Source organism: Bradyrhizobium sp. SPXBL-04, from assembly GCF_051853035.1.
Classification (GTDB): Bacteria; Pseudomonadota; Alphaproteobacteria; order Rhizobiales; family Xanthobacteraceae; genus Bradyrhizobium; species Bradyrhizobium zhanjiangense.
Map to the genome: position 1 here is coordinate 8,404,866 of NZ_CP182472.1, position 18,977 is coordinate 8,423,842.

Consider the following 18,977-nt stretch of genomic DNA (forward strand, 5'->3'; position numbering starts at 1 on the left):
TTCCATGTCCTACCGCTCCTCCTGGATGACCGAAGAGCTCGAAATCTTCCGCGACCAGTTCCGGAAATACCTTGCCAAGGACCTGGCGCCGCACGCCGAAAAATGGCGCGAGCAGAAGATGGTCGACCGCTTCGCCTGGCGCGGGCTCGGCGAGATGGGCGCGCTCTTGGCAAGCGTGCCGGAGGAATATGGCGGGCTGGGCGCCACCTTCGCCTATGACGCGGCGGTGCTGGACGATCTCGAGAGCACGGTGCCGGAGCTGACGACTGGCGTCTCCGTGCACAGCGCCATCGTCGCGCACTACATCCTCAATTACGGCTCGGAGGAGCAGAAGAAGCGCTGGCTGCCGAAAATGGCCTCGGGCGAGATGGTCGGGGCCATCGCCATGACCGAGCCCGGCACCGGCTCGGATTTGCAGGCCGTGAAGACCACGGCGAAGAAGCAGGGCAATTCCTACGTCATCAACGGCCAGAAGACGTTCATCACCAACGGCCAGGCCGCCGATCTCGTCATCGTGGTCGCGCGCACCGGCGATGCTGGTGCCAAGGGCATTTCGCTGATCGTGGTCGAGACCGCCGGCGCGGACGGCTACAAGCGCGGGCGCAATCTCGACAAGATCGGCCTGCACGCCTCCGACACGTCGGAACTGTTCTTCGACAACGTGACCGTGCCACCCGAAAACCTGCTAGGCAAGGAGGAGGGCCAGGGCTTTGTGCAGTTGATGCAGCAATTGCCGCAGGAACGCCTTGCGCTCGCGGTCGGCGCCGTCGCCTCGATGGAGCGCGCGGTCAAGCTCACCACCGAGTACACCAAGGAGCGGAAGGCGTTCGGCAAGCCGCTGATGGACTTCCAGAACACCGCCTTCACGCTGGCCGAGCGCAAGACCGAGGCAATGATCGCGCGCGTCTTCGTCGACTGGTGCATCGAGCGACTGATCGCCAAAGACCTCGATACCGTGACGGCGTCGATGGCGAAATATTGGTGCTCGGAGAAGCAGGTCGAGACCGCCGACGAATGCCTGCAGCTATTCGGCGGCTATGGCTACATGCAGGAATATCCGATCTCGCGCATCTTCATCGATTCCCGCATCCAGAAGATCTACGGCGGCACCAACGAAATCATGAAGCTGTTGATTGCGAGGTCGCTGTAGCCGTTCATTTCATCCGCTTGTCGGCGGCGATGAAGTCGATGAAGGTCCGCACTTTCGCTGAGAGATATTTGCGGCTCGGATAGACCGCGAACAGCTTTCCCTCGAAGATGACCTGCTCGGACATGAGGTGCTCGAGACGTCCGGCGGCGATGTCATCAGTGACCAGCCATTTCGGCAGGAAGGCGAGGCCCATGCCTTCGAGCGCAGCCACGTGCAGCAGCGTTTCGTTGGCGCTGCGTAGCACCGGATTGAGCTTTACGGTCTCGGGGCCGTGTTCGCCCTGGAAGGAGAAGCTCTCGCCGGGATAAAGCGCGTAGTGCAACAGCGCTTGTCCGGAGAGATCGGCAAAGGTCGCCGGGCGGCCCGCGCGTTTGAGAAACGCAGGGGCTGCAACCAAATAGAACGGGACTCTGGTGATGGGCCGCGCGATCAACGCCTCGTCGGGCGCGCCGGTCGCGCGCAAGGCGAGGTCGAATCCCTCCTCGACCAGATTGACCAGCCGTCCGCTGAGATCGACATCGAGACGCACGTCCGGAGAGCGCGCCTGATAGTCTGCCAGCACGCCAGCAAAGATCGCGTTCGCCATCCACACCGGCGCGGTCAACCGCAGCGTGCCGCGTGGAACAACGGTCGCCTTGCTGACGGCAGCCTCGACCTCGTCGAGCGAGTCGAGCATCTGCCGCGCCTGCTCTAAATAGAGCGCGCCGCTTTCGCTCAGGCTGACGCGCCGGCTGGTCCGATTGAGCAAGCGGGTGCCGAGGCGCTTCTCGAGCTGCATCACATGCTTGCTCGCCATGGCGGGCGAGATGCGCAGGCGCTGCGCCGCGGCCGCAAAGCTCTTCAGCTCGGCGACCAGGCAAAACACCCTCATGCTGACCAGCGTGTCCATGAGATCATCAATATCCAGGAAATGAACCAACCCTGGAGCAGATAATGATCAAGAATAGGGAAACTATCAAATGGTGGCCACTCTCACATCCCCTGGAGAACCACCATGTCCACCACCATCATCGAGACCGCCGCCCCCGGCCGTGCCTTGCGCATCGGCCTCTGGGTCGCGCAGGTCCTCCTCGCCTTCGTCTTCATCTCGGCGGGGCTGGTCAAGCTGACGACACCCATTCCCCAGCTTGCGGCGATGATGCCCTGGGCCGGCCAATATTCCGAAACGTTTGTTCGCGCGATCGCGCTGGTCGATCTCGCCGGCGGGATCGGCATTCTGCTGCCGGCCCTGACACGGATCCTGCCGCGGCTGACCGTGCTGGCCGCGCTGGGCTGCGCGGTGCTGCAGGTGTTCGCGCTCTTCTTCCACATTTCGCGCGGCGAGGCTCCGATCGCGCCGCTCAACGTCGTCCTGCTGGCGCTCAGCCTGTTCGTGCTGTGGGGACGCAACAGCAAGGCACCGATCGCACCGCGTCAGTTCTGACCGGTCGCCACAGCCATGATCTCAGCCAACGGATGGTCCCGCAGGGGGCTGCTCGCCGGCGCATCAATCCTCACGGCCGGCGGCCCCGCCGCGGCCAAGGAGGATCGTCTCGCCGACGGCGTCGTGATCCTGATCGACAGCAACGAGCCCTACGTCATGGGTCACGCGATCAGTTATTCCGCCAATCTCTCCAAGCATTTTGCCGAGAGGGGCGCGAAATTGCTGATCGAGGTCGTCGCCAACGGCAAGGGCATCGACGTCTTCCGGGCCGACAAGACGCCGCTGGTCGAGCCGCTCGCGACGCTGCGGCAGTCGCTGCCGAACCTTGCCTACAGCATGTGCGCCTCGTCCAAGGCGATTGCGGAAGCCAAGGAGCAGGTCTCGATCCCGCTGATAGCAGGCGCGAGCCTCGTCCCGTTCGGCATCGGACGCGTGGTCGATCTGCAGCTGAAGGGCTGGGCCTATATCCATGCGTGAGACAGCGCGCGAAGGAGGCTCAGTGCTGTCGCGACGATCGATCCTGATGGCCGCGGCAGCCTCTCTCGCTGTCCCGCATGCAAGCGGCGCGCAGGACAGCTGGCCGCCAGTGTTCGAGGCCGGCCGCAGCCAATTTACTGTGGTGCGGCCCCGCGCGCCGATGCCACAGCTCAGGCTTCAGGACCCGCACGGTCGGGACGCTGTCGTGACGGCCAAGCCGGGCCACATCACATTGGTGAACTTCTGGGCCACCTGGTGCGCCGCCTGCCGGCTCGATCTACCCATGCTCGCAAGTCTGGCGGCATCACGGCCTGACCGGCTCGACATCGTTGCGGTCTGCACGGACACCAAAGACCTGCGCAAGATCCGCACATTCCTTGGCGGCCTCGCCGTGCCAAATCTCGCCTGCTACATCGATGCCTATGGCACAGCGGCCGAAGCATCCACCGCGATGTTCTCGCTCGTCGGCATGCCCATCACCTATCTCGTCGGAATGAGCGGCCGCGTCGAGGGCTACATCACCGGTGCGCCCGACTGGCTCTCGCCCGCGGGCGCGCGGCTGCTCCAATTCTATCGCGAGCAAGCTTAGGGCCGTTCAATTCGGATGCCACCAGCGGCCGCCGATGACGACGCCTTCGGAGACGATCTTCCTGTTACCGATCAGGTGCTCGCCGACGACGTCCTCATAATCGAACTGGCCTTGCTTGACGGAGATCAGCGTGGCGTCGCCGACGCTGCCCGGCTTGAGGCTGCCGAGCTCCGGGCGCCGCAGCGCCATCGCCGCATTCACCGTCGAGGCCGCAATCACATCCGGCAGTTCCATGCCCATGCACAGGAACTTCGACATGGTCGTGACCTGGTCATAGGCGGGACCGTCGATGCACAGCATGTGGATGTCGGAGGAGATCGTGTCCGGATAGAAGCCGTTGGCGAGCATGGCGCGCGCGGTCTTGAACGCGAACGAGCCCTTGCCGTGGCCGATATCGAACAGGACGCCGCGCTCGCGTGCGTCCAGCACCGCCTTCTTCACCGTGCCCTGCGCAGTCGCCGGCGTATTGGGGAAGGGCCGGAACGCGTGGGTGAGCACGTCGCCGGGACGCAGGCGCGCCAACACCTCCTCGTAACTCGGCGGCGGATGGTCGATATGCGCCATCAGGGGCATGCCGACCTCGTCGGCAACCTGAAGCGCGATGTCGAGTGGCACGGTTCCCGACGTGCCCGACGAATGCAGTCCCACGCGCACCTTGATGCCGACGATGAGGTCGCGGTTGGCATCGGCCACTTTCGCCGCATCGACCGGATTCATCAGCCGCAGCTCCTCGCTCTCGCCGACCATGATCCGGTGCGAGAAGCCGAAGATGCCGGCATGCGAGACGTGCAAATAGGCAAGGATGCGGACCTGGCTTGGCTCGATCACATGCTTGCGGAAGCCGGCGAAATTGCCCGGCCCCGCGCTGCCGGTGTCGATCGCCGTGGTGACGCCCGAGAGGCGGCAAAATTCCTCGGCATCGATGCCGAGCGAGGTGCCGCCCCAGTAAACGTGGGTATGGAGATCGATCAGCCCCGGCGTGACGATGTAGCGCGAGACGTCACGGACCTCGGTGCCCGGATCGGCCTTGAGCCCGCCGCCGACCGCCGCGACCTTGCCGCCGGCAAAGGCGATGTCAGTCACGGCGTCGAGCTTCTGGGACGGATCGACCACACGGCCGCCGCGCAGGATCAAGTCGAAAGGCATCGTCGTCTCCGGAATTGTGGCCAGGCATTGCAGATGGCGGCCGTGCGACCTTAGTCGCCGTCCTGCCTATAGCAAATCGTGTAGCAAATCTTGCACCAACCGGGCAAAGCGCGGAGGTGATCGAGAACGGAGCCCACCGCTCGCCGGTCAACCGTGCCTGCGCCACTCCTTGAAATCATCTTCGACGAATGCGGCGGCGGCCTTTGCAGCAGCATGCAGCCAATCGTTGTCGCGTTTAATCAGGTCTGCGGCGATCGTGGTCGATGCGCCTGCCGTCGCGGCGTGAATGGCGCCGATGTCAAAGCCCATGACGTTGAGCAGATCGAGCTCCAGGCTCATGTTCGCGTGATCCCCGAGATTGATCTTGCGGGAGTCGGGCGCAAGGCGCCGGATCACGAAGCCATTTTGGCGTTCGAGCACGAGATGTGGATCGGGAGCTCGATACGAACCTTTTGCGAGGTCGAGAAAGCGCAGCTTGCCTTTCCGATCATGCGCCCAATCCCAGGCCGACGGCACCAGCGCCTTAGCTTCCCTGACGATTTGGCCGCCGCACCAATCGGCAATGGCGAGGAATCGCGGCCGGCCCAAGCTGCCGACACCTGCCACGCGCGTCGCGAAGCGATCGAATGCGGCACCGGGCGGTAATTTCTTGCGGAGTGTTGCGGCAACAGCAGACGGTGGCTTCGCTCGTGGATATTTCTCCACGTCGTCCCAGAACTCATGGCGTTCGTCGTCGGTGCATGTCACGTAAGCGCGCATCCAGCTCGCCTGCTCATCCAGGAGTGAGGGCCGCGGTTGTTTGAGACCCTCCTTGTAACCATCGAGAATCGCCTTTGCGGCGTCACCATTGCCGACGTGGGTCATGGCCCTCGCCTTCTTTTTCTTGGCCTTTGGCGCGAGCCGGGCGCTTGTCGCAAGGCGCACGAGGTCGAAGGGATAGGCAATGCTCGCGGCTTCGTCGAAATCGTTGACGCCCCAGACGAGGCGTCCCTCCGCGTCGCGCCAAGTCCCGAAATTTTCGATATGGGTGTCCCCCACGGACGGCACGCGCGGCGCGTCCGTCAACTCCGGGCAGAGCGCTTCGATAGACCTGGCCCAGCGGAAGAAGGTTGCACGAAGGAAGACGAACGGATCGTCCTTCATCTTTTTGTGCTTTTCGTCGAGGTCGCGCTCGACGACCTTGCATTGGGATCGCAGCCAGCGCTCGAACTCTCTATTGTCGTCCAGAAATGAACGCGGCCCGATCCCGCCGCGGCTATTTGACTTCTGCTTGATCACCGCCAGAACTTTCCAAAAAGAATGATGATGAGCGAGTTCGCGGAAATGATTGCGGGCTGTTTCGCTATGAACAGGCGTCCGGATATTCAATCGCAGAGCGAGCATGGTAGTCCTGGCGCTACTTTCCCGCTAGTCGAATGATATGACCTTGCCATTGCCAGCCGCAGGGTCACGGCAGGCGAACACGAGGGCGAAGCTAAAGGATAGGGAATATGCGCGCGAGGCGCACCCAGCATCTGGCGAGCAATGCGTTAAGTATCTGAGATTATGGCGATCCCGGGAAGACTCGAACTTCCGACCTACGGTTTAGGAAACCGTCGCTCTATCCGGCTGAGCTACGGGACCGCGGAACCCGAACGTTGCGGGTTCGGCCCCCTCATAGCAGAGCAGGATGCCGTTCGCCAGCCGCATCGCGGGCCGGGTTGTCGTCAAGGGAAGCGAGGCGGCTGTACAATCTCTTCCCCGGATCCCTCTCTGCGGAGCAGCCCACATGATCGAAAGCATCAGCGCCATCACGCTCGGCACGCATGACATGGCGCGCGCCGTTCACTTCTACCACTCGCTGGGGTTCGAGCTCCTCCATGGCGGCGAAGCCGCAGCATTTACCAGCTTTCGCGCCGGCGCCGGCTATCTCAACCTGACGGCGCAGCCGGACGACAAGCGCTGGTCCTGGTGGGGCCGCGTCATCTTCTATGTCGCCAATGTCGACGCGACCTTTGAGCAGGCGCGCGCTGCCGGATGGCAGCCGTCGACCACGCCGCGCGATGCCGAATGGGGTGAGCGCTACTTCCATCTCACCGACCCCGACGGCCATGAGCTCAGTTTCGCACGGCCGTTGTCCTGACCGAATAAGTCGCATCTGCTGACGTTCCAACGCGCAAGTAGCGCTGTCTCAGCCGCCGTGGCAAACTCGGCGCGGTTGCCTCAAGCGAGAATTGGATCTGGGTTCTAACCAGGGAGGACGACCATGGTAACCTATGTCGTGCTGGGAAACTTCACGGATCAGGGAGTCCGCAACGTCAAGGACTCGCCGAAGCGGGCCGAAGCCTTCAAGGAGATGGCCAAAACGTTCGGTGTGACCGTGAAAGAGATCGTCTGGACGCAGGGACGATATGACGTTGTAACCGTTCTTGAGGCTCCAGATGAGGCTGCCGCGATGTCGCTCAGCCTTAGTCTCAGCGCACTCGGCAATGTCCGCACCGAAACGCTGCGCGCGTTTTCGGCGGCAGATATGACGAAGATCGTCGGCAAGATGCTCTGACGCTCAAGCCCGCACGAGCGCACCGGACCCGGGATGGCAATCCCGGGCAGAGGCCTCTCACGCCCTGATATTGTTGTCCCTGACCACCTTGCCCCAATAGGCGACCTGCTTGTCGAAGAAGGTCTTGAAGGCGGCGCCGTCCTCGAGCAGCAACGTCATGTGCTGCGTGTCCTTGAGCTGAGCTGCAGTCGCGGGCTCGCTCAGGATCTCCTTGGACGCCATCGCCATGGCGGCCACGATGTCCGGCGGCGTGCCTGCGGGCGCGAAGATGCCCCACCAGGCCAGCGTCTCGAAATCCGGAAAGCCTGCCTCGATCGCGGTCTGCGTGTCCGGCAAGGCCGGCAGCCGCGTGCGGCCGAGCTGCAGGATCGGCCGCAGCATGTTGGTGCCGAGCTGGGCTGCAACCAGCGCCGCCGATCCCGCGATGAGATCGACATGGCCGCCGAGCACGTCGTTCATGGCCGGCCCGCCGCCACGATAGGGCACGTGCATGATCTCGACACCGGCCTTGCTGCCGAGCACGGTCATGGCGAGATGGCCGAGCGTGCCGATGCCGACGGAGGCGTATTTCACCGCGCCGGGCGACGCCTTGCAGGCCGCCACCACGTCCGCGAAGCTCTTATAGGGACGGCCGGCGCCCGCGGCGATCACGTAAGGAGCGGTGCCCACCAGCAGGACCGGCATCAGCTCGCGCTCGACGTCGACCGGCGGCTTGTCGAGGATGGCCGGGATCACCGCGTGGGAATCGAATGTCACCAGGAACGTCGAGCCGTCCGCCGGGCTCTTGGCGACCTGCGCCGCACCGAGCGCGCCGGCGGCGCCCGACTTGTTCTCGACCACGACGATGCGGCCAAGCTTGGTTTGCAGATTGGACTGCAACAGCCGCGCCATGGCGTCGGTCGATCCGCCCGGCGGGAACGGCACCACCAGCGTGATCTTGCCGGCCTGCGCCGCTGCCGGCGCCATCGCGAGAACGGCCGGTGCGGCCAAGAGCGTGCGTCGTGTGATCGTCATGGACCCCTCCCTTGTTGTTGCGCCCGGCTTTTGCTCGTTGGCGCTAGAGCATGATCCGGACCCGAAGGGCCGCGTTAGCGCAAAGTGTGCAGCGGTTTTCCGAAAGATCATGCTCAAGAAAATAACCTAAGCGCGAAGCGCTTAGGTCGTCCCGAAGCCCGACCCCGGTTTTCTATATTCTGGCCGCGGCGGGCTGAAGATGTCCAGCACGCGGGCACCGTCGGGGCCGGCGCGCATGGTGTGCGGCACGTTGCCGGGCGTGCGCCAGAAATCGCCCTTCTTCACCGGGATTTCCTCGTCGCCCTGGACGCGGACGGCGGAGCCGTCGAGCAGCACGCCCCATTGCTCCTCGGGATGATGGTGCAGCGTGCCCTGCGCATGCGGGGCCAGCGTCACCACCGACAGCATCGCCTGCTCGCCCGAGAAGATGCGCGTGGTCACTCCCGCCGCGAGCTCGCGAAACAATCCGTCGCTGGGATCATCGATGTTATGGAATTCGTCCTTCTGGCTCATGCCATCCTCCCCATCGTTCTCGCCTGATCAGGACTTTCCATACGAGCCCTGATAGCGTCCCTGGCGGATTGCCTTCAACGTCTCCTCCTCGCGCGCGACCTGGGCGCGGACGGCTTCCAGCAGCGCGGCGGCGCCCGCGGCGGGAAACGACACCACGCCGTCCTCGTCGCCGACGACGATGTCGCCGGGCGCAATCACGCTGCCGCCGATCGTCACAGGCACGTTGATCTCGCCGGGGCCGTTCTTGTAGGGGCCGCGGTGCATCACGGCGCGGGCGTAGCAGGGAAAGTCATCGGCTGCGAATGCAGCAACATCGCGGATCGCGCCGTCGATGACATAGCCTTCGGCTTTGCGCCACTGCGCAATGTTCTTCATGATCTCGCCGACCAGGGCCCGGGTCTCGTCGCCGCCGCCGTCGACCACGATGACGTCACCGGGACCGACCAGCTCGAGCGCACGGTGGATGGCGAGATTGTCGCCGGGGCGGGTGCGCACCGTGAAGGCCGTCCCCACCAGCTTGCCGCCGCGATGATACGGCTTCAGTCCCACCGCGCCGGGCAGCCGGGCGAGATTGTCGGAAATCACCGAAGTCGGCGCGCCTCGGAAGCCCTCGATGATGTCGGCGGGCGGCTTCGGCACGCTGCTGGCAGCGATGGTGATGGTCATCTCGTCAGTCCTTCCGTGATGTGTCTCAGTCGGCGTGCGCTCGCGCCTTGGCCGGCCAAATCCGGAAGGCGCGCCCCTGCTTCATCCACGCCGCGCGCTCGTCGCGCAACAGGGTGCGGCGGACTTTTCCGGAATCATCGCGCGGCGGGGTGCTGACGATCTCGAAGCTCTCCGGATGCTTGTAGCGGCTGAGCCTGTCCCTCAAAAACTCCGCCATGCCGTCGGCGAGCGCCTGACCGTCCGCGCCCGGCTCCGGCTCGATGACGGCGTGGACACGCTGGCCCAATTCCGGATCGGGCAATCCCACCACGACGCAGGACCGCACGCCGGGGCAGGCGGAGACGGCGGCCTCGACCTCGGCCGGATAGATGTTGGCGCCGCCGCGCAGCACCATGTCGGCGAGGCGGTCGCCGAGATAGAGATAGCCTTCCGCGTCCAGCCGGCCGATATCGCCAAGCGATTCCCAGCCGTCGGCGCGGCGCTTCGGCTCGGCGCCGAGATAGTGATAGGTGGCGTCCTTGCCGTCATTGTTGAGGAAATAGATCTCGCCGGTTTCGCCGGGCGCGACGTCGTTGCCGTCCTCGCCGATGATGCGAAGCTTCGCCATGTCGCCGATCTTGCCGACCGAACCCCTGTGCGTCAGCCATTCCGCACCGGAGATGATGCAGGAGCCCTGGCGCTCGGTGCCGCCATAGAGCTCCCAGATCCGCTCAGGCCCGAGCCAGGCGATCCAGTTCTCCTTCAGCCAGGGCGGCATCGGAGCTGCCATGTGGAAGACCGTCTCAAGACTCGACAGATCGTAGGCATTGCGCACGCTCTCCGGCAGCGCCCAGATCCGGTGCATCATGGTCGGCACGAAATTGACCCATTGCACGCGCTCGCGTTCGATCTGCCGCAGCGTCTCCTCGGCGTCGAACTTGACGAGGCCGGTGAGCTGGCCGCCCGTGAACAGCGCGTAATGCGACACGATGAACGGCGCATTGTGATAGAGCGGACCGGGATTGAGCAACGAGACCCCGAACGGGATGTTGAGCGGCGGCGCGGCCACGGTGTCGGTCACCGCTGGATGGTGATCGAGGATCACCTTCGGCCGGCCGGTCGAGCCGCCTGAGGTCATGGCCTTCCAGTAGCGCGCCACCGGCGGATCGAGCGGCTCGTCCGAAAAACCTTGCGGCACGAAATCCGCGGGCAGACGGTTCGGCGCGTTCCAATCGGCCTCGCCGCCGACCACCAGCACCGGCTTGAGGATGTCGAGCACCGCGGCGGCTTCGCCGCGCGGCAGGCGCCATGACAGCGAGGTCGGCGTCGCCCCGCACTTCCACACCGCAAAGGACGTCTCGAAGAACGCGTTGCCGTTCGGCAATCCGATCGCGACGAAGTCACCGGGCTTGACGCCCCTGGCCATGAATGCCCGCGCGCGCCGGTTGGCGCCACGCTCGAGCTCGTCCCATGTCAGCGTATCCTGCCCGTGACGGACGGCGATCGTGCCGTGTGGTTTGCGTTCAGCGTACCTGCGCGGCACGTCGGACAGGGGCAGCAGCATCAGGCGTTTCCACTTCGTCTTCTTGGCGCCGCCTCACGATGAGGCGCTCACGGTGCGAAGTGTAACAGCCGGAGCCAAGCCTTCAAGCCGCAAGCCTTCAAGCCGCAAGCCTTCAAGACATAAGCCTTCAACGCATGCGCATCAGCGCTCCGCGCCGCAGCCCGGACTATCGAACAGCGCCGCGAGCCCGCATGTCGAGGTCAGCATCTTGTCGGCGTCGTGGCCGACGCCCGCGACGTCCCAAACCCGGTGATTGGGCGTGCCGTGGTTGCGCTTGGCCATCGCCTCCGCATAGGCGTGGCCGCGGGCGTAGCGCGTGGCGCCTTGCGCCTTCGCCATGCAGCTCTTGTCGAGCGCGGAATGCTCCGGATTGGTGTCGAGGGTGCCGAGCAGATAGATCACCTCGCGCTCGACATAGCGCCGTTCGAGCGCAGCCGGCGTGACGTTCGCAAGATAGGGCGGCCGCTCGTCCATGCCGTATTTCCAATTGTTGTAGCCCGGGCAGGAGGCGGCGATGGCGGGCACCTGCCGCTCGGCGCTGAAATAGGCATAGGACGACGGGTTGGCGACGACGTAGCGGATATCGATGTGCTGACGCAACAGCGCCGCCTCGCCCTTGCCGGCGATGGCGTAACGCTGCGCGACCTGCCCGCCGCCGGAATGGCCGGCGACCACGACCTGCTTCAGGTTCGGGAAGATGCGCCGGTCGGTGAGCTTTGCCAGGATCGCATCGAGCGCCTCGAACGAGGAGACCGGATTGGGCGCCAGCGCGGCATCGCCGCCCTCCCAACCCTCCAGCGACCAGCGCAGCACATCTGCCGGCAGCTTGTGGGCCTCGACGTCGATCTCCGCCAAGAACTGCGGCACGATCATGAGCGCGCGCTTGCCGTCGTCGCCCGCTGCGACCTGCGCGGTGTGGGCTGAGAGATAATATTCGTCGGCATTGCGCAGCCGTCCATGCAGCACGATGATCGCGCGCGAGATCGCCGGCAGCGGCATCGACCAGTCGCTGGAGAGGTAGAGCGGCAGAATGCCCTGGCCGCCGACCGCGAGCCGCGCGTCCGCAACCGCTCTCACCGGCTTGCGGTTGGGCGCAGCTTCGTCCGCCGCGAAGGCATGGCCGCAAATCAGCACCAGCGCGATTGCGACGAGACCGGCCAACGCTCGCATGACGGACATTCCCCTTCGAATTCAAATCGATAAAAGTCTAAGCACTTCATTTGCGCGCGGCTGTGACTCGCGCGCCACGTCAAGCAAAAAATGTCAGCAGCCCAGCCATGAAATTCCCGGGTTCCATGGGTGACAAGCCGGCGATAAAGAGGCAAAAATCCGACTCGACTCGGGGCGGGTTGAGTTTTGCAGGGAATGCTCTCGTAGAATGTCGGTCGTAGTTGCATCGCGTCGTGCGGCGCTTCTCGTTGCCGCAGCAGGATTTTTTCTGCTGACCTTGCCGCATGCCCAGGCGCAATGGTGGAAGCGCGCGCCCGTCGACTTCGAGGAATGCGCCGACGCCGCCGAAAAATCCCCGACCAAGGCTGAGAAGACCGCGGCGCTTGCCGACTGCAACGCCAAATTCGCCGGCCGCCGCAAGGCTGGCGGCGGCTATTCCTATTACGACTTCCTCCAGGATCGCACCTTCGACATCGCCGGGCCGAATCCGACCCCGGAGGAGCAGAAGAAGATCGACGCAGCCTACACCGCCTATCTCGCCAACCAGCGCCGCATTAATGAAGCGGCCCAAGCCACCGCGCGCCAGCAGCGCGAGCAGCAGGAACAACAGGTACAGCAGTTCCAGCAGGTCGCGCTGCGAACCGACATCGAGCGCGTGCCCGTCCCGGTCCAGCGGCCGAAAGTGCAGCAGAATGTCGGCCAGCGAAAGGGCGCGCCCTGCACCAAGGGCTCCTTCTCCTGCGAATGGCCGCGGCTGTCGGAAAGCTTGAACGATTTGAAGAAGTTGTTCAATCCAACGCCGAGCAAGCCGGCGAAGAAGGGCTAGCTAGCCACCGCCGTCATTGCGAGGAGCCCTTGCGATGAAGCAATCCAGAATCCTTCCGCGGAGAGATTCTGGATTGCTTCGCTGCGCTCGCAATGACGAGTTGGATGGAGATTCGCGTCCCTTCCTCAATTCGCGTGCTTCTTCTTGCTCGGCTTCGGTTTGGCCACCGACGCACTCGCCGGCGGCGCTGCCGTTGGCGAAGCGCGCAACGCCTTGCGGCTCTCCTGCAATCGCGCGTCATAGCCTGGAGAGTTCACGACCGTCGGCGGTCTTGCATGAGCGAGCGTCGATGCGCCGCAGAGCGCAGCCAGCGCGATCCCAATCGTCAAACAACGCTTCATCGCGCTCCTCCTTCGCACTCACGCTAACCCGCGAATCTGCTGCGGCGTCAGCCCGGGCGGGCCGTTGCCGGCAACTTCGGCTTCCTTGATCAGCGCAACAATGCGGCGCATCAGCGGCACATCCACGTTGTTTTGCTCGGCCAGCGCGATGACCGCACCCTGGAGATAGTCGATCTCGGTCTTGCGCCCGTGCTTCAGGTCCTGCCACATCGAGGAGCGCGCTTCGGGATCGATCTTCATCGTGCGTCCCAGGATCGCGTTGAAGATCACGTCGGGCAGCCGCAGCAAGGCCGGCGTCCATCTCATTGGGATCGGCGTTGCCGAGACCGGCGCGATGCCGGCGGCCTTCAGCGCGGCTAGGCCCTCGGCCATCTGGTCGGCGAACAGCCTTCGCCAGTCGCGGTTCGCCAGCTGCGCGGCGAGCGGCATGTCGGACAGCGCGCTGAGCGCATTGTTCAGATTGATGATCAGCTTGCCCCATTGCACGCCGGCGATATCACGGCTCGCGCGTACCGTGAGGCCGGCCACCGACAGCGCGAGAGCTGTGTTCGCATCGTCCTCACCAACATGAATGTCGCCGGAGGTCGAACGGTGGAAACGGCCCTCGCCCATCGCGATCACGTTGAACGGCACCATGCCGGCGAGCACACGCCGATCGCCGAGATGCTCGCGCAGCACCGCGACATTGCCAATGCCGTTCTGAAGCGAGACGATAACGGCGTCGCGCGGCGCATGCCGCGCGATCTGCTCCGCGACATCGGCGGTGTCGGCGCTCTTCACCGTCACCAGCACGATGCCGGCGCTGTGGAAGATCGAAGGATCCTCCGACAACGCGAGCTGGCCCGCGCCGAGCTTGTTCTCGGAGCCGTCGAAGTCGGTCAACCGCAGGCCGAACCGCTCGATCTCGGTCTTCACCCGCGGCCGCACCAAGAGCGCGACGCGGCGGCCCGCGGCTGCCAGCATGCCGCCGACGAAACAGCCGATGGCACCGGCGCCGGCCACCACGATCGGTCGATCCGTAACCACTGACCTCGCTCCCTGAATGACCGGCCTTCGATAGCAGAGGCGAGGCCGGCTGCCCATCGCGTCGCGGCCGCCTTGTAACCGTCATGACCGCCCCATATGTTTTCGCCCCGGGGGAGCCTGTCAGCGGCGAGCGCTCGCCGAACGAGACGCCAAAGGAGAGCACCATGGGTCTACTCGACGTCCTCAACGGCATGCAGAACGGCCCGCGCGGGCCCAGCGCGCCCAGCTCCGAAAAATCCTCCGGCGGCATGTCGCCGATGACCATGGCGCTGCTCGGTCTGCTCGCCTGGAAGGCATTCAAGCATTTGACCGCAAACCAATCCGGCACGGCGCCGCAACCGTCGCCGACGCCTGCGCCGCCGCCGGTCAACGCCGGCGCGGGCGGTGGCCTCAGCGATTTGCTCAAAGGTGGTCTCGGCGGCCTGCTCGCGGGCGGCGCGGCCGGTACCGTGCTCAGCGGCGGGCTCGGCGATCTCCTCAACCAGCTGCAGCAGAGCGGACACGGCGACACCGCGAATTCCTGGGTCGGCAAGGGCCAGAACAAGCCGATCGCGCCGGGCGATCTCGCCAGCGCGCTCGGCGCCGACCAGATCGACAGCCTGTCCGCCCAGAGCGGCCTGTCACGCGAGGAGCTGCTGTCCGGCCTCAGCCAGTATCTGCCGCAGGTGATCGATCATTTGACCCCGGACGGAAGGCTGCCGACCGAGAACGAGCTCTCGGGTCGCATCTGATTGTCGTCAAAGGGAGGGGAGCACTGTCATGAGCATGGGCGGCCTGTTGTGGATCATCCTCGTCGGCTTCGTCGCCGGCCTCATCGCGCGCTGGCTCGCGCCGGGGCCGAACAATCCGAGCGGCTTCATCCTCACCACCATCCTCGGCATCGCCGGCGCGTTTCTGGCGACCTTCGTCGGTCAGGCCATCGGCCATTACAGCCCCGACCAGGGCGCCGGCTTCATCATGGCCACGGTCGGCGCAGTGGTGGTGTTGTTCATCTGGCACCGCCTGGTCGCCAGCGGCGTGATCAAGGGGTAGGGCCGCCATCGCTTTTGTGGCGTTGTCTACCAACAAACTCGGTGTCGTCCCGGCGAAGGCCGGGACCCATAGTCACCGAATCCAGTTTGGCGAAGACTGGCAATTGCCTGCTCGCCCCACAACTACGGCCTGTGGTTATGGGTCCCGGCCTTCGCCGGGACGACGACTGTGTTTGACGAGACAGAAAGCGCGACGGGTCCACCACCGTCACGTAATCAAATGCATCCCCGCATCCATGCGCACGACCTCGCCCGTCATGTTGCTGGAGGCCGGCATCGCCAGGAAGCAAACGAGCTGCGCGATGTCTTCCGCGCTCGAGGCGACCTTGAGCGGCACCTTCGCGACCACGCTGTCGCGCACCTGCTTTGCCCCGGCCTCGCCGCGGCCCTTGGTGAACCAGGGCGTGTCGATATAGCCGGGGCACACCGTGTTGACGCGGATCAGCGGCGCCAGCGCGCGCGACAGCGACAGCGTCATGGTGTTGAGCGCGCCCTTGCTGGCGGCATAGGCGATCGACGAGCCGACGCCGCTGATGCCGGCGACCGACGACACATTGACCACCGCCGAGGGCCGCCCCGAGGCCTTGGCGCCGGCCTCGAGCAGACTGCGTGCCGCGCGCACCATCTGGAACGGGCCGATGGTGTTGACACCGTAGAGGCGCTGGAAATCTTCCGCCGACAAGCCATCGAGATCGGCATGGGCAACGTGCTTGGTGGTGCCGGCATTGTTGACGAGCACGTCGAGCCGGCCCCAACCGGCCGCCGCCGCGACGATCTTGCGGCAATCGTCATCCTTCGAGACGTCGCCCTGCGCGACCAGAACTTCCGCGGCGCCGGCCTTGCGGCAGAGGTCAGCCGTGGCCTCGGCTTCCTTCTGGCTCGAGGAATAGTTGATGACGAGCCGGGCCCCGCTGCGTGCGAGAATTTCCGCGGTCGCGGCACCAAGGCCGGATGCCGATCCCGTCACGATTGCGCACAAACTATCCTTGGCCATCCTGGTTTCCTTCCCCTGTCTCTGACGTCGGCGCCTTGTTTAGCGAGTTTGCCGCGCCCTGCAAATCGAGCAAACTCCGCTAAGCGGAATTAGCCTCCTATTGGTCCTTGCGCCCATGCCTGCGCCGCAGGTTGACCTGCGATCAACGCTTGTCAGGGCCATGGCTTTTTCCGATCATCGGGCGCAAGAAGAACCGGCGCGCCGCCCCACCGGGGCGGACGCGCCAATGGCAAAACACGGGGAACGCTGTGGCGGAGAGTGACAATATCGTCGTCGAGACCGCGGAAAAAATCTTCGCTGATCTCGCCGATCCGCAAACCATCAACAACGACAAGAAGAATTCGTGGCAGGCACCGCTGTGGCAGGCGCTGAGCGAGGCCGGCCTGCCACTATCGTGGGTGCCTGACGATCTCGGCGGCTCCGGCGCCAGCCTTGCCGACGGTTTTGCCCTTCTGAACGCTGCCGGCCGTTTCGCAGTCGCCGTCCCCCTGGCCGAGACCATGCTCGCGGGCTGGCTGCTGGCGCAGGCCAAGATCGCATCGCCCGCGGGCGAGATGACGGTGCTGCCGGCTTCGCCAAAGGATCGCATCACGCTCGATGCCGACGGCGCGCTCTCCGGCCGCGCCCGCGGCGTGCCCTTTGCCAAGGCGGCGAAGCATTTTGCGGTGCTGGCGCACGGCAAGGACGGCATTTCCATCGCGCTGATCGATGCGGCCAAGGCGCGGATCGAAGCCGGGCTCAACGTCGGCTACGACCACAGCGACACCGTGACGCTCGACAATGTTCAGCCCGTCACCCTCAAGCCCGCGCCGAAAGGTTTCGATCAGACCACCTTGATGCTGATGGGCGGCGTCGCGCGCAGCCTCCAGATCGCCGGCGCGCTGGAATCCATGCTCGATATCTCCGTGCGCTATTCCAACGAGCGCGTCGCCTTCGAGAAGAAGATCTCGAAATTCCAGGCGGTGCAGCACAATCTCGCACGCCTCGCCGGTGAATCCGCCGCAGCGCTTGCGGCCGCGACCTCGGCGGCCGATGCGATCGCGAACGCCAAGGCGTTCGACAACGAGGTCTATCTCGAAGCCGCCTCGGCAAAAATCCGCTGCGCGGAAGCAGCAGAGAAAGGCGGCGGCATCGCCCACCAAGTTCACGGCGCGATCGGCTTCACCATGGAGCACATCCTGCACCGCTATTCGCTGCGGGCACTGGCCTGGCGCGACGATTTCGGCTCGGAAAGCCACTGGGCCGTCGAGCTCGGCAAGCTCGTTGCAAGCCGCGGCGCCGATGAATTGTGGCCGCTCGTGGCTTCGCGCTGATCAGGGGACGACCACAATGACCGCTGCCCTCCGTTTCGATCCGATCCGCCTGCCGGAAAAATGCGAGCAATTGCGCAAGGAAGTCCGCGCCTTCCTCGCCGAGGAAATCGCCGCCGGCACTTTCGATCCGCACAAGCCCAACCGCGAAGACACCGACGCGCCGGAATTCTCCCGCCGGGTCGGCGCCAAGGGCTGGCTCGGCATGACCTGGCCCAAAAAGTATGGCGGCCAGGAGCGCTCTTTCCTCGAACGCTACGTGGTGACCGAGGAGATGCGCGTCGCCAATGCGCCGACGCGGCGCTTCTTCGTCGCCGACCGCCAGAGCGGGCCGGTGCTGCTAAAATACGCGCCCGAGCACATCAAGATGGAGATCCTGCCGCGCATCTGCCGCGGCGAGATCTGCTTCGCGATCGGCATGAGCGAACCGAACTCCGGCTCCGACCTGTTCGCCGCGAAGACGCGCGCGACCAAGACCGACGGCGGCTATCTCATCAACGGCACCAAGATCTGGACCTCGTCGGCGCATATCGCCGACTACATGATCGCAATCTTCCGGACCTCGCCGCCGACCAAGGAAAACCGCCGCCACGGCCTGACCCAGTTCCTGGTCAAGATGAAGCAGCCCGGCATCCAGGTGAACCCGATCGGGCAGATCACCGGCCAGTACGAGTTCAACGAGGTCGTCTTCACCGATCACTTCATTCCCGACGATCATGTGCTCGGCGAGGTCGATGGCGCCTGGAAGCAGGCGACATCAGAGCTTGCCTATGAGCGTTCGGGCCCCGAACGCTTCCTCGAAACCTATTACGTGCTGACCGAGCTGGTGCGCGCGATCGGTCCCAACCCGGACACGCGCAGTGCCGAGGGCATCGGGCGCCTCGTCGCGCAGCTCCACACCATGCGGCGCATGTCGGTCTCGGTTGCCGGCATGCTGCAGGCCGGCAAGGAGCCGGTGGTGGAGGCGTCGATCGTCAAGGACATCGGCACGGTCTGGGAGCAGCAGCTGCCGCACCGCGTGCGCGATCTCGCCGCCTTCGTCGAGGAGACCGCGACCAACCGCGAGACGCTGGAGCGCCAGCTCGACTTCGCCATCAAGACCGCACCCAAACTCACCATCCAGGGCGGTACCACCGAGGTGCTGCGCGGCATCATCGCCCGCGGACTGGGACTTCGATAGTGTGGATGGGAGCGATGCTCTGGCAGCGCGCGCCCTTCA

The 18,977-nt window shown here is 64.9% G+C and carries 22 protein-coding genes and 1 tRNA gene; 11 read left to right on the forward strand and 12 right to left on the reverse strand.

The genetic code is table 11. The features are described from left to right. Positions 1-4 precede the first annotated feature (4 nt). Complete coding sequence (locus ACNJX8_RS40020) at positions 5-1,150, forward strand: acyl-CoA dehydrogenase family protein (RefSeq protein WP_128940402.1); 1,146 nt, start codon at positions 5-7, stop codon at positions 1,148-1,150. A 4-nt stretch (positions 1,151-1,154) separates the two neighbouring features. Here ACNJX8_RS40020 and ACNJX8_RS40025 read toward each other — a convergent pair whose 3' ends face one another. Beyond that, the gene (locus ACNJX8_RS40025) at positions 1,155-2,039 is read right to left on the reverse strand and encodes a LysR family transcriptional regulator (protein WP_439359057.1); all 885 of its coding nucleotides are present in this window, start codon (positions 2,037-2,039) and stop codon (positions 1,155-1,157) included. A gap of 105 nt (positions 2,040-2,144) precedes the next feature. Between ACNJX8_RS40025 and ACNJX8_RS40030 the strand changes: the two genes are divergently transcribed. The 3 genes from ACNJX8_RS40030 to ACNJX8_RS40040 are packed head-to-tail and all read left to right on the forward strand — an operon-like array spanning position 2,145 to position 3,639. Continuing rightward, on the forward strand, positions 2,145-2,573 hold the full coding sequence (locus tag ACNJX8_RS40030; RefSeq protein ID WP_439359058.1) for a DoxX family protein: 429 nt from the start codon (positions 2,145-2,147) through the stop codon (positions 2,571-2,573). A 15-nt stretch (positions 2,574-2,588) separates the two neighbouring features. After that, the gene (locus ACNJX8_RS40035; RefSeq protein WP_439359059.1) at positions 2,589-3,050 is read left to right on the forward strand and encodes a DsrE family protein; all 462 of its coding nucleotides are present in this window, start codon (positions 2,589-2,591) and stop codon (positions 3,048-3,050) included. Continuing rightward, on the forward strand, positions 3,043-3,639 hold the full coding sequence (locus tag ACNJX8_RS40040; RefSeq protein WP_439359060.1) for a TlpA family protein disulfide reductase: 597 nt from the start codon (positions 3,043-3,045) through the stop codon (positions 3,637-3,639). The genes ACNJX8_RS40035 and ACNJX8_RS40040 overlap by 8 nt, the downstream gene beginning before the upstream one ends. A 6-nt stretch (positions 3,640-3,645) precedes the next feature. On the opposite strand, the gene ACNJX8_RS40045 is transcribed toward ACNJX8_RS40040, so the two are convergent. From ACNJX8_RS40045 to ACNJX8_RS40055, 3 genes are all read right to left on the reverse strand, one after another. Next, positions 3,646-4,785: an amidohydrolase/deacetylase family metallohydrolase gene (locus ACNJX8_RS40045; protein ID WP_128937637.1), complete on the reverse strand. Its 1,140-nt coding sequence runs from the start codon at positions 4,783-4,785 to the stop codon at positions 3,646-3,648. Between the two features lie 147 nt (positions 4,786-4,932). Beyond that, a complete protein-coding gene (locus ACNJX8_RS40050; protein WP_439359061.1) occupies positions 4,933-6,168 on the reverse strand; it encodes a DUF2252 family protein in 1,236 nt (411 codons plus the stop codon). Positions 6,169-6,331: 163 nt separating this feature from the next. Further along, a tRNA-Arg gene (locus tag ACNJX8_RS40055) sits at positions 6,332-6,408 on the reverse strand. 145 nt (positions 6,409-6,553) lie between these two features. On the opposite strand from ACNJX8_RS40055, the gene ACNJX8_RS40060 reads away from it, so the two are divergent. Both ACNJX8_RS40060 and ACNJX8_RS40065 read left to right on the forward strand, forming a co-directional pair. After that, positions 6,554-6,907: a VOC family protein gene (locus ACNJX8_RS40060; protein WP_128940303.1), complete on the forward strand. Its 354-nt coding sequence runs from the start codon at positions 6,554-6,556 to the stop codon at positions 6,905-6,907. Positions 6,908-7,030: 123 nt separating this feature from the next. After that, on the forward strand, positions 7,031-7,324 hold the full coding sequence (locus ACNJX8_RS40065; protein WP_014490344.1) for a GYD domain-containing protein: 294 nt from the start codon (positions 7,031-7,033) through the stop codon (positions 7,322-7,324). 57 nt (positions 7,325-7,381) lie between these two features. Here the strand turns inward: ACNJX8_RS40065 and ACNJX8_RS40070 are convergent, their stop codons facing one another. From ACNJX8_RS40070 to ACNJX8_RS40090, 5 genes are all read right to left on the reverse strand, one after another. Next, entirely contained in the window at positions 7,382-8,338 is a 957-nt protein-coding gene (locus ACNJX8_RS40070; RefSeq protein WP_091893527.1) for a tripartite tricarboxylate transporter substrate-binding protein, read from the reverse strand. Positions 8,339-8,479: 141 nt separating this feature from the next. Beyond that, complete coding sequence (locus ACNJX8_RS40075) at positions 8,480-8,851, reverse strand: cupin domain-containing protein (protein ID WP_128937010.1); 372 nt, start codon at positions 8,849-8,851, stop codon at positions 8,480-8,482. A 27-nt stretch (positions 8,852-8,878) separates the two neighbouring features. Continuing rightward, positions 8,879-9,517 (reverse strand): RraA family protein, encoded by a 639-nt coding sequence (locus tag ACNJX8_RS40080; RefSeq protein WP_128940305.1) that lies wholly within the window; start codon positions 9,515-9,517, stop codon positions 8,879-8,881. Between the two features lie 25 nt (positions 9,518-9,542). Beyond that, on the reverse strand, positions 9,543-11,060 hold the full coding sequence (locus ACNJX8_RS40085) for an AMP-binding protein (protein ID WP_439359062.1): 1,518 nt from the start codon (positions 11,058-11,060) through the stop codon (positions 9,543-9,545). A 141-nt stretch (positions 11,061-11,201) separates the two neighbouring features. Further along, positions 11,202-12,230, reverse strand: a complete 1,029-nt coding sequence (locus ACNJX8_RS40090) for an alpha/beta hydrolase (protein WP_439359063.1) — start codon at positions 12,228-12,230, stop codon at positions 11,202-11,204. A gap of 208 nt (positions 12,231-12,438) precedes the next feature. Here ACNJX8_RS40090 and ACNJX8_RS40095 point away from each other — a divergent pair, with 208 nt between their 5' ends. Continuing rightward, positions 12,439-13,056, forward strand: a complete 618-nt coding sequence (locus ACNJX8_RS40095) for a hypothetical protein (protein WP_164934765.1) — start codon at positions 12,439-12,441, stop codon at positions 13,054-13,056. A gap of 125 nt (positions 13,057-13,181) precedes the next feature. Here ACNJX8_RS40095 and ACNJX8_RS40100 read toward each other — a convergent pair whose 3' ends face one another. Together ACNJX8_RS40100 and ACNJX8_RS40105 are read right to left on the reverse strand one after the other, a co-directional pair. Beyond that, positions 13,182-13,397: a hypothetical protein gene (locus ACNJX8_RS40100; protein ID WP_439359064.1), complete on the reverse strand. Its 216-nt coding sequence runs from the start codon at positions 13,395-13,397 to the stop codon at positions 13,182-13,184. A gap of 18 nt (positions 13,398-13,415) precedes the next feature. Next, entirely contained in the window at positions 13,416-14,423 is a 1,008-nt protein-coding gene (locus ACNJX8_RS40105) for a 2-dehydropantoate 2-reductase (RefSeq protein ID WP_128947635.1), read from the reverse strand. 164 nt (positions 14,424-14,587) lie between these two features. Here ACNJX8_RS40105 and ACNJX8_RS40110 point away from each other — a divergent pair, with 164 nt between their 5' ends. Together ACNJX8_RS40110 and ACNJX8_RS40115 are read left to right on the forward strand one after the other, a co-directional pair. After that, a complete protein-coding gene (locus tag ACNJX8_RS40110) occupies positions 14,588-15,154 on the forward strand; it encodes a YidB family protein (protein ID WP_128940310.1) in 567 nt (188 codons plus the stop codon). Positions 15,155-15,182: 28 nt separating this feature from the next. Further along, on the forward strand, positions 15,183-15,455 hold the full coding sequence (locus tag ACNJX8_RS40115) for a GlsB/YeaQ/YmgE family stress response membrane protein (RefSeq protein WP_206732771.1): 273 nt from the start codon (positions 15,183-15,185) through the stop codon (positions 15,453-15,455). A 207-nt stretch (positions 15,456-15,662) separates the two neighbouring features. On the opposite strand, the gene ACNJX8_RS40120 is transcribed toward ACNJX8_RS40115, so the two are convergent. Next, the gene (locus ACNJX8_RS40120) at positions 15,663-16,448 is read right to left on the reverse strand and encodes an SDR family NAD(P)-dependent oxidoreductase (protein ID WP_128937017.1); all 786 of its coding nucleotides are present in this window, start codon (positions 16,446-16,448) and stop codon (positions 15,663-15,665) included. Positions 16,449-16,696: 248 nt separating this feature from the next. Between ACNJX8_RS40120 and ACNJX8_RS40125 the strand changes: the two genes are divergently transcribed. Continuing rightward, on the forward strand, positions 16,697-17,761 hold the full coding sequence (locus tag ACNJX8_RS40125) for an acyl-CoA dehydrogenase family protein (RefSeq protein ID WP_439359065.1): 1,065 nt from the start codon (positions 16,697-16,699) through the stop codon (positions 17,759-17,761). A 16-nt stretch (positions 17,762-17,777) separates the two neighbouring features. Continuing rightward, positions 17,778-18,938 (forward strand): acyl-CoA dehydrogenase family protein, encoded by a 1,161-nt coding sequence (locus ACNJX8_RS40130; RefSeq protein WP_128940312.1) that lies wholly within the window; start codon positions 17,778-17,780, stop codon positions 18,936-18,938. Positions 18,939-18,977: the final 39 nt, after the last annotated feature.

Coding starts and splice junctions, on each gene's coding strand:
- ACNJX8_RS40020 (WP_128940402.1), top strand. CDS start 5: ATGTCCTACCGCTCCTCCTGGATGACCGAAGAGCTCGAAATCTTCCGC.
- ACNJX8_RS40025 (WP_439359057.1), bottom strand. CDS start 2,039: ATGGACACGCTGGTCAGCATGAGGGTGTTTTGCCTGGTCGCCGAGCTG.
- ACNJX8_RS40030 (WP_439359058.1), top strand. CDS start 2,145: ATGTCCACCACCATCATCGAGACCGCCGCCCCCGGCCGTGCCTTGCGC.
- ACNJX8_RS40035 (WP_439359059.1), top strand. CDS start 2,589: ATGATCTCAGCCAACGGATGGTCCCGCAGGGGGCTGCTCGCCGGCGCA.
- ACNJX8_RS40040 (WP_439359060.1), top strand. CDS start 3,043: ATGCGTGAGACAGCGCGCGAAGGAGGCTCAGTGCTGTCGCGACGATCG.
- ACNJX8_RS40045 (WP_128937637.1), bottom strand. CDS start 4,785: ATGCCTTTCGACTTGATCCTGCGCGGCGGCCGTGTGGTCGATCCGTCC.
- ACNJX8_RS40050 (WP_439359061.1), bottom strand. CDS start 6,168: ATGCTCGCTCTGCGATTGAATATCCGGACGCCTGTTCATAGCGAAACA.
- ACNJX8_RS40060 (WP_128940303.1), top strand. CDS start 6,554: ATGATCGAAAGCATCAGCGCCATCACGCTCGGCACGCATGACATGGCG.
- ACNJX8_RS40065 (WP_014490344.1), top strand. CDS start 7,031: ATGGTAACCTATGTCGTGCTGGGAAACTTCACGGATCAGGGAGTCCGC.
- ACNJX8_RS40070 (WP_091893527.1), bottom strand. CDS start 8,338: ATGACGATCACACGACGCACGCTCTTGGCCGCACCGGCCGTTCTCGCG.
- ACNJX8_RS40075 (WP_128937010.1), bottom strand. CDS start 8,851: ATGAGCCAGAAGGACGAATTCCATAACATCGATGATCCCAGCGACGGA.
- ACNJX8_RS40080 (WP_128940305.1), bottom strand. CDS start 9,517: ATGACCATCACCATCGCTGCCAGCAGCGTGCCGAAGCCGCCCGCCGAC.
- ACNJX8_RS40085 (WP_439359062.1), bottom strand. CDS start 11,060: ATGCTGCTGCCCCTGTCCGACGTGCCGCGCAGGTACGCTGAACGCAAA.
- ACNJX8_RS40090 (WP_439359063.1), bottom strand. CDS start 12,230: ATGCGAGCGTTGGCCGGTCTCGTCGCAATCGCGCTGGTGCTGATTTGC.
- ACNJX8_RS40095 (WP_164934765.1), top strand. CDS start 12,439: ATGTCGGTCGTAGTTGCATCGCGTCGTGCGGCGCTTCTCGTTGCCGCA.
- ACNJX8_RS40100 (WP_439359064.1), bottom strand. CDS start 13,397: ATGAAGCGTTGTTTGACGATTGGGATCGCGCTGGCTGCGCTCTGCGGC.
- ACNJX8_RS40110 (WP_128940310.1), top strand. CDS start 14,588: ATGGGTCTACTCGACGTCCTCAACGGCATGCAGAACGGCCCGCGCGGG.
- ACNJX8_RS40115 (WP_206732771.1), top strand. CDS start 15,183: ATGAGCATGGGCGGCCTGTTGTGGATCATCCTCGTCGGCTTCGTCGCC.
- ACNJX8_RS40120 (WP_128937017.1), bottom strand. CDS start 16,448: ATGGCCAAGGATAGTTTGTGCGCAATCGTGACGGGATCGGCATCCGGC.
- ACNJX8_RS40130 (WP_128940312.1), top strand. CDS start 17,778: ATGACCGCTGCCCTCCGTTTCGATCCGATCCGCCTGCCGGAAAAATGC.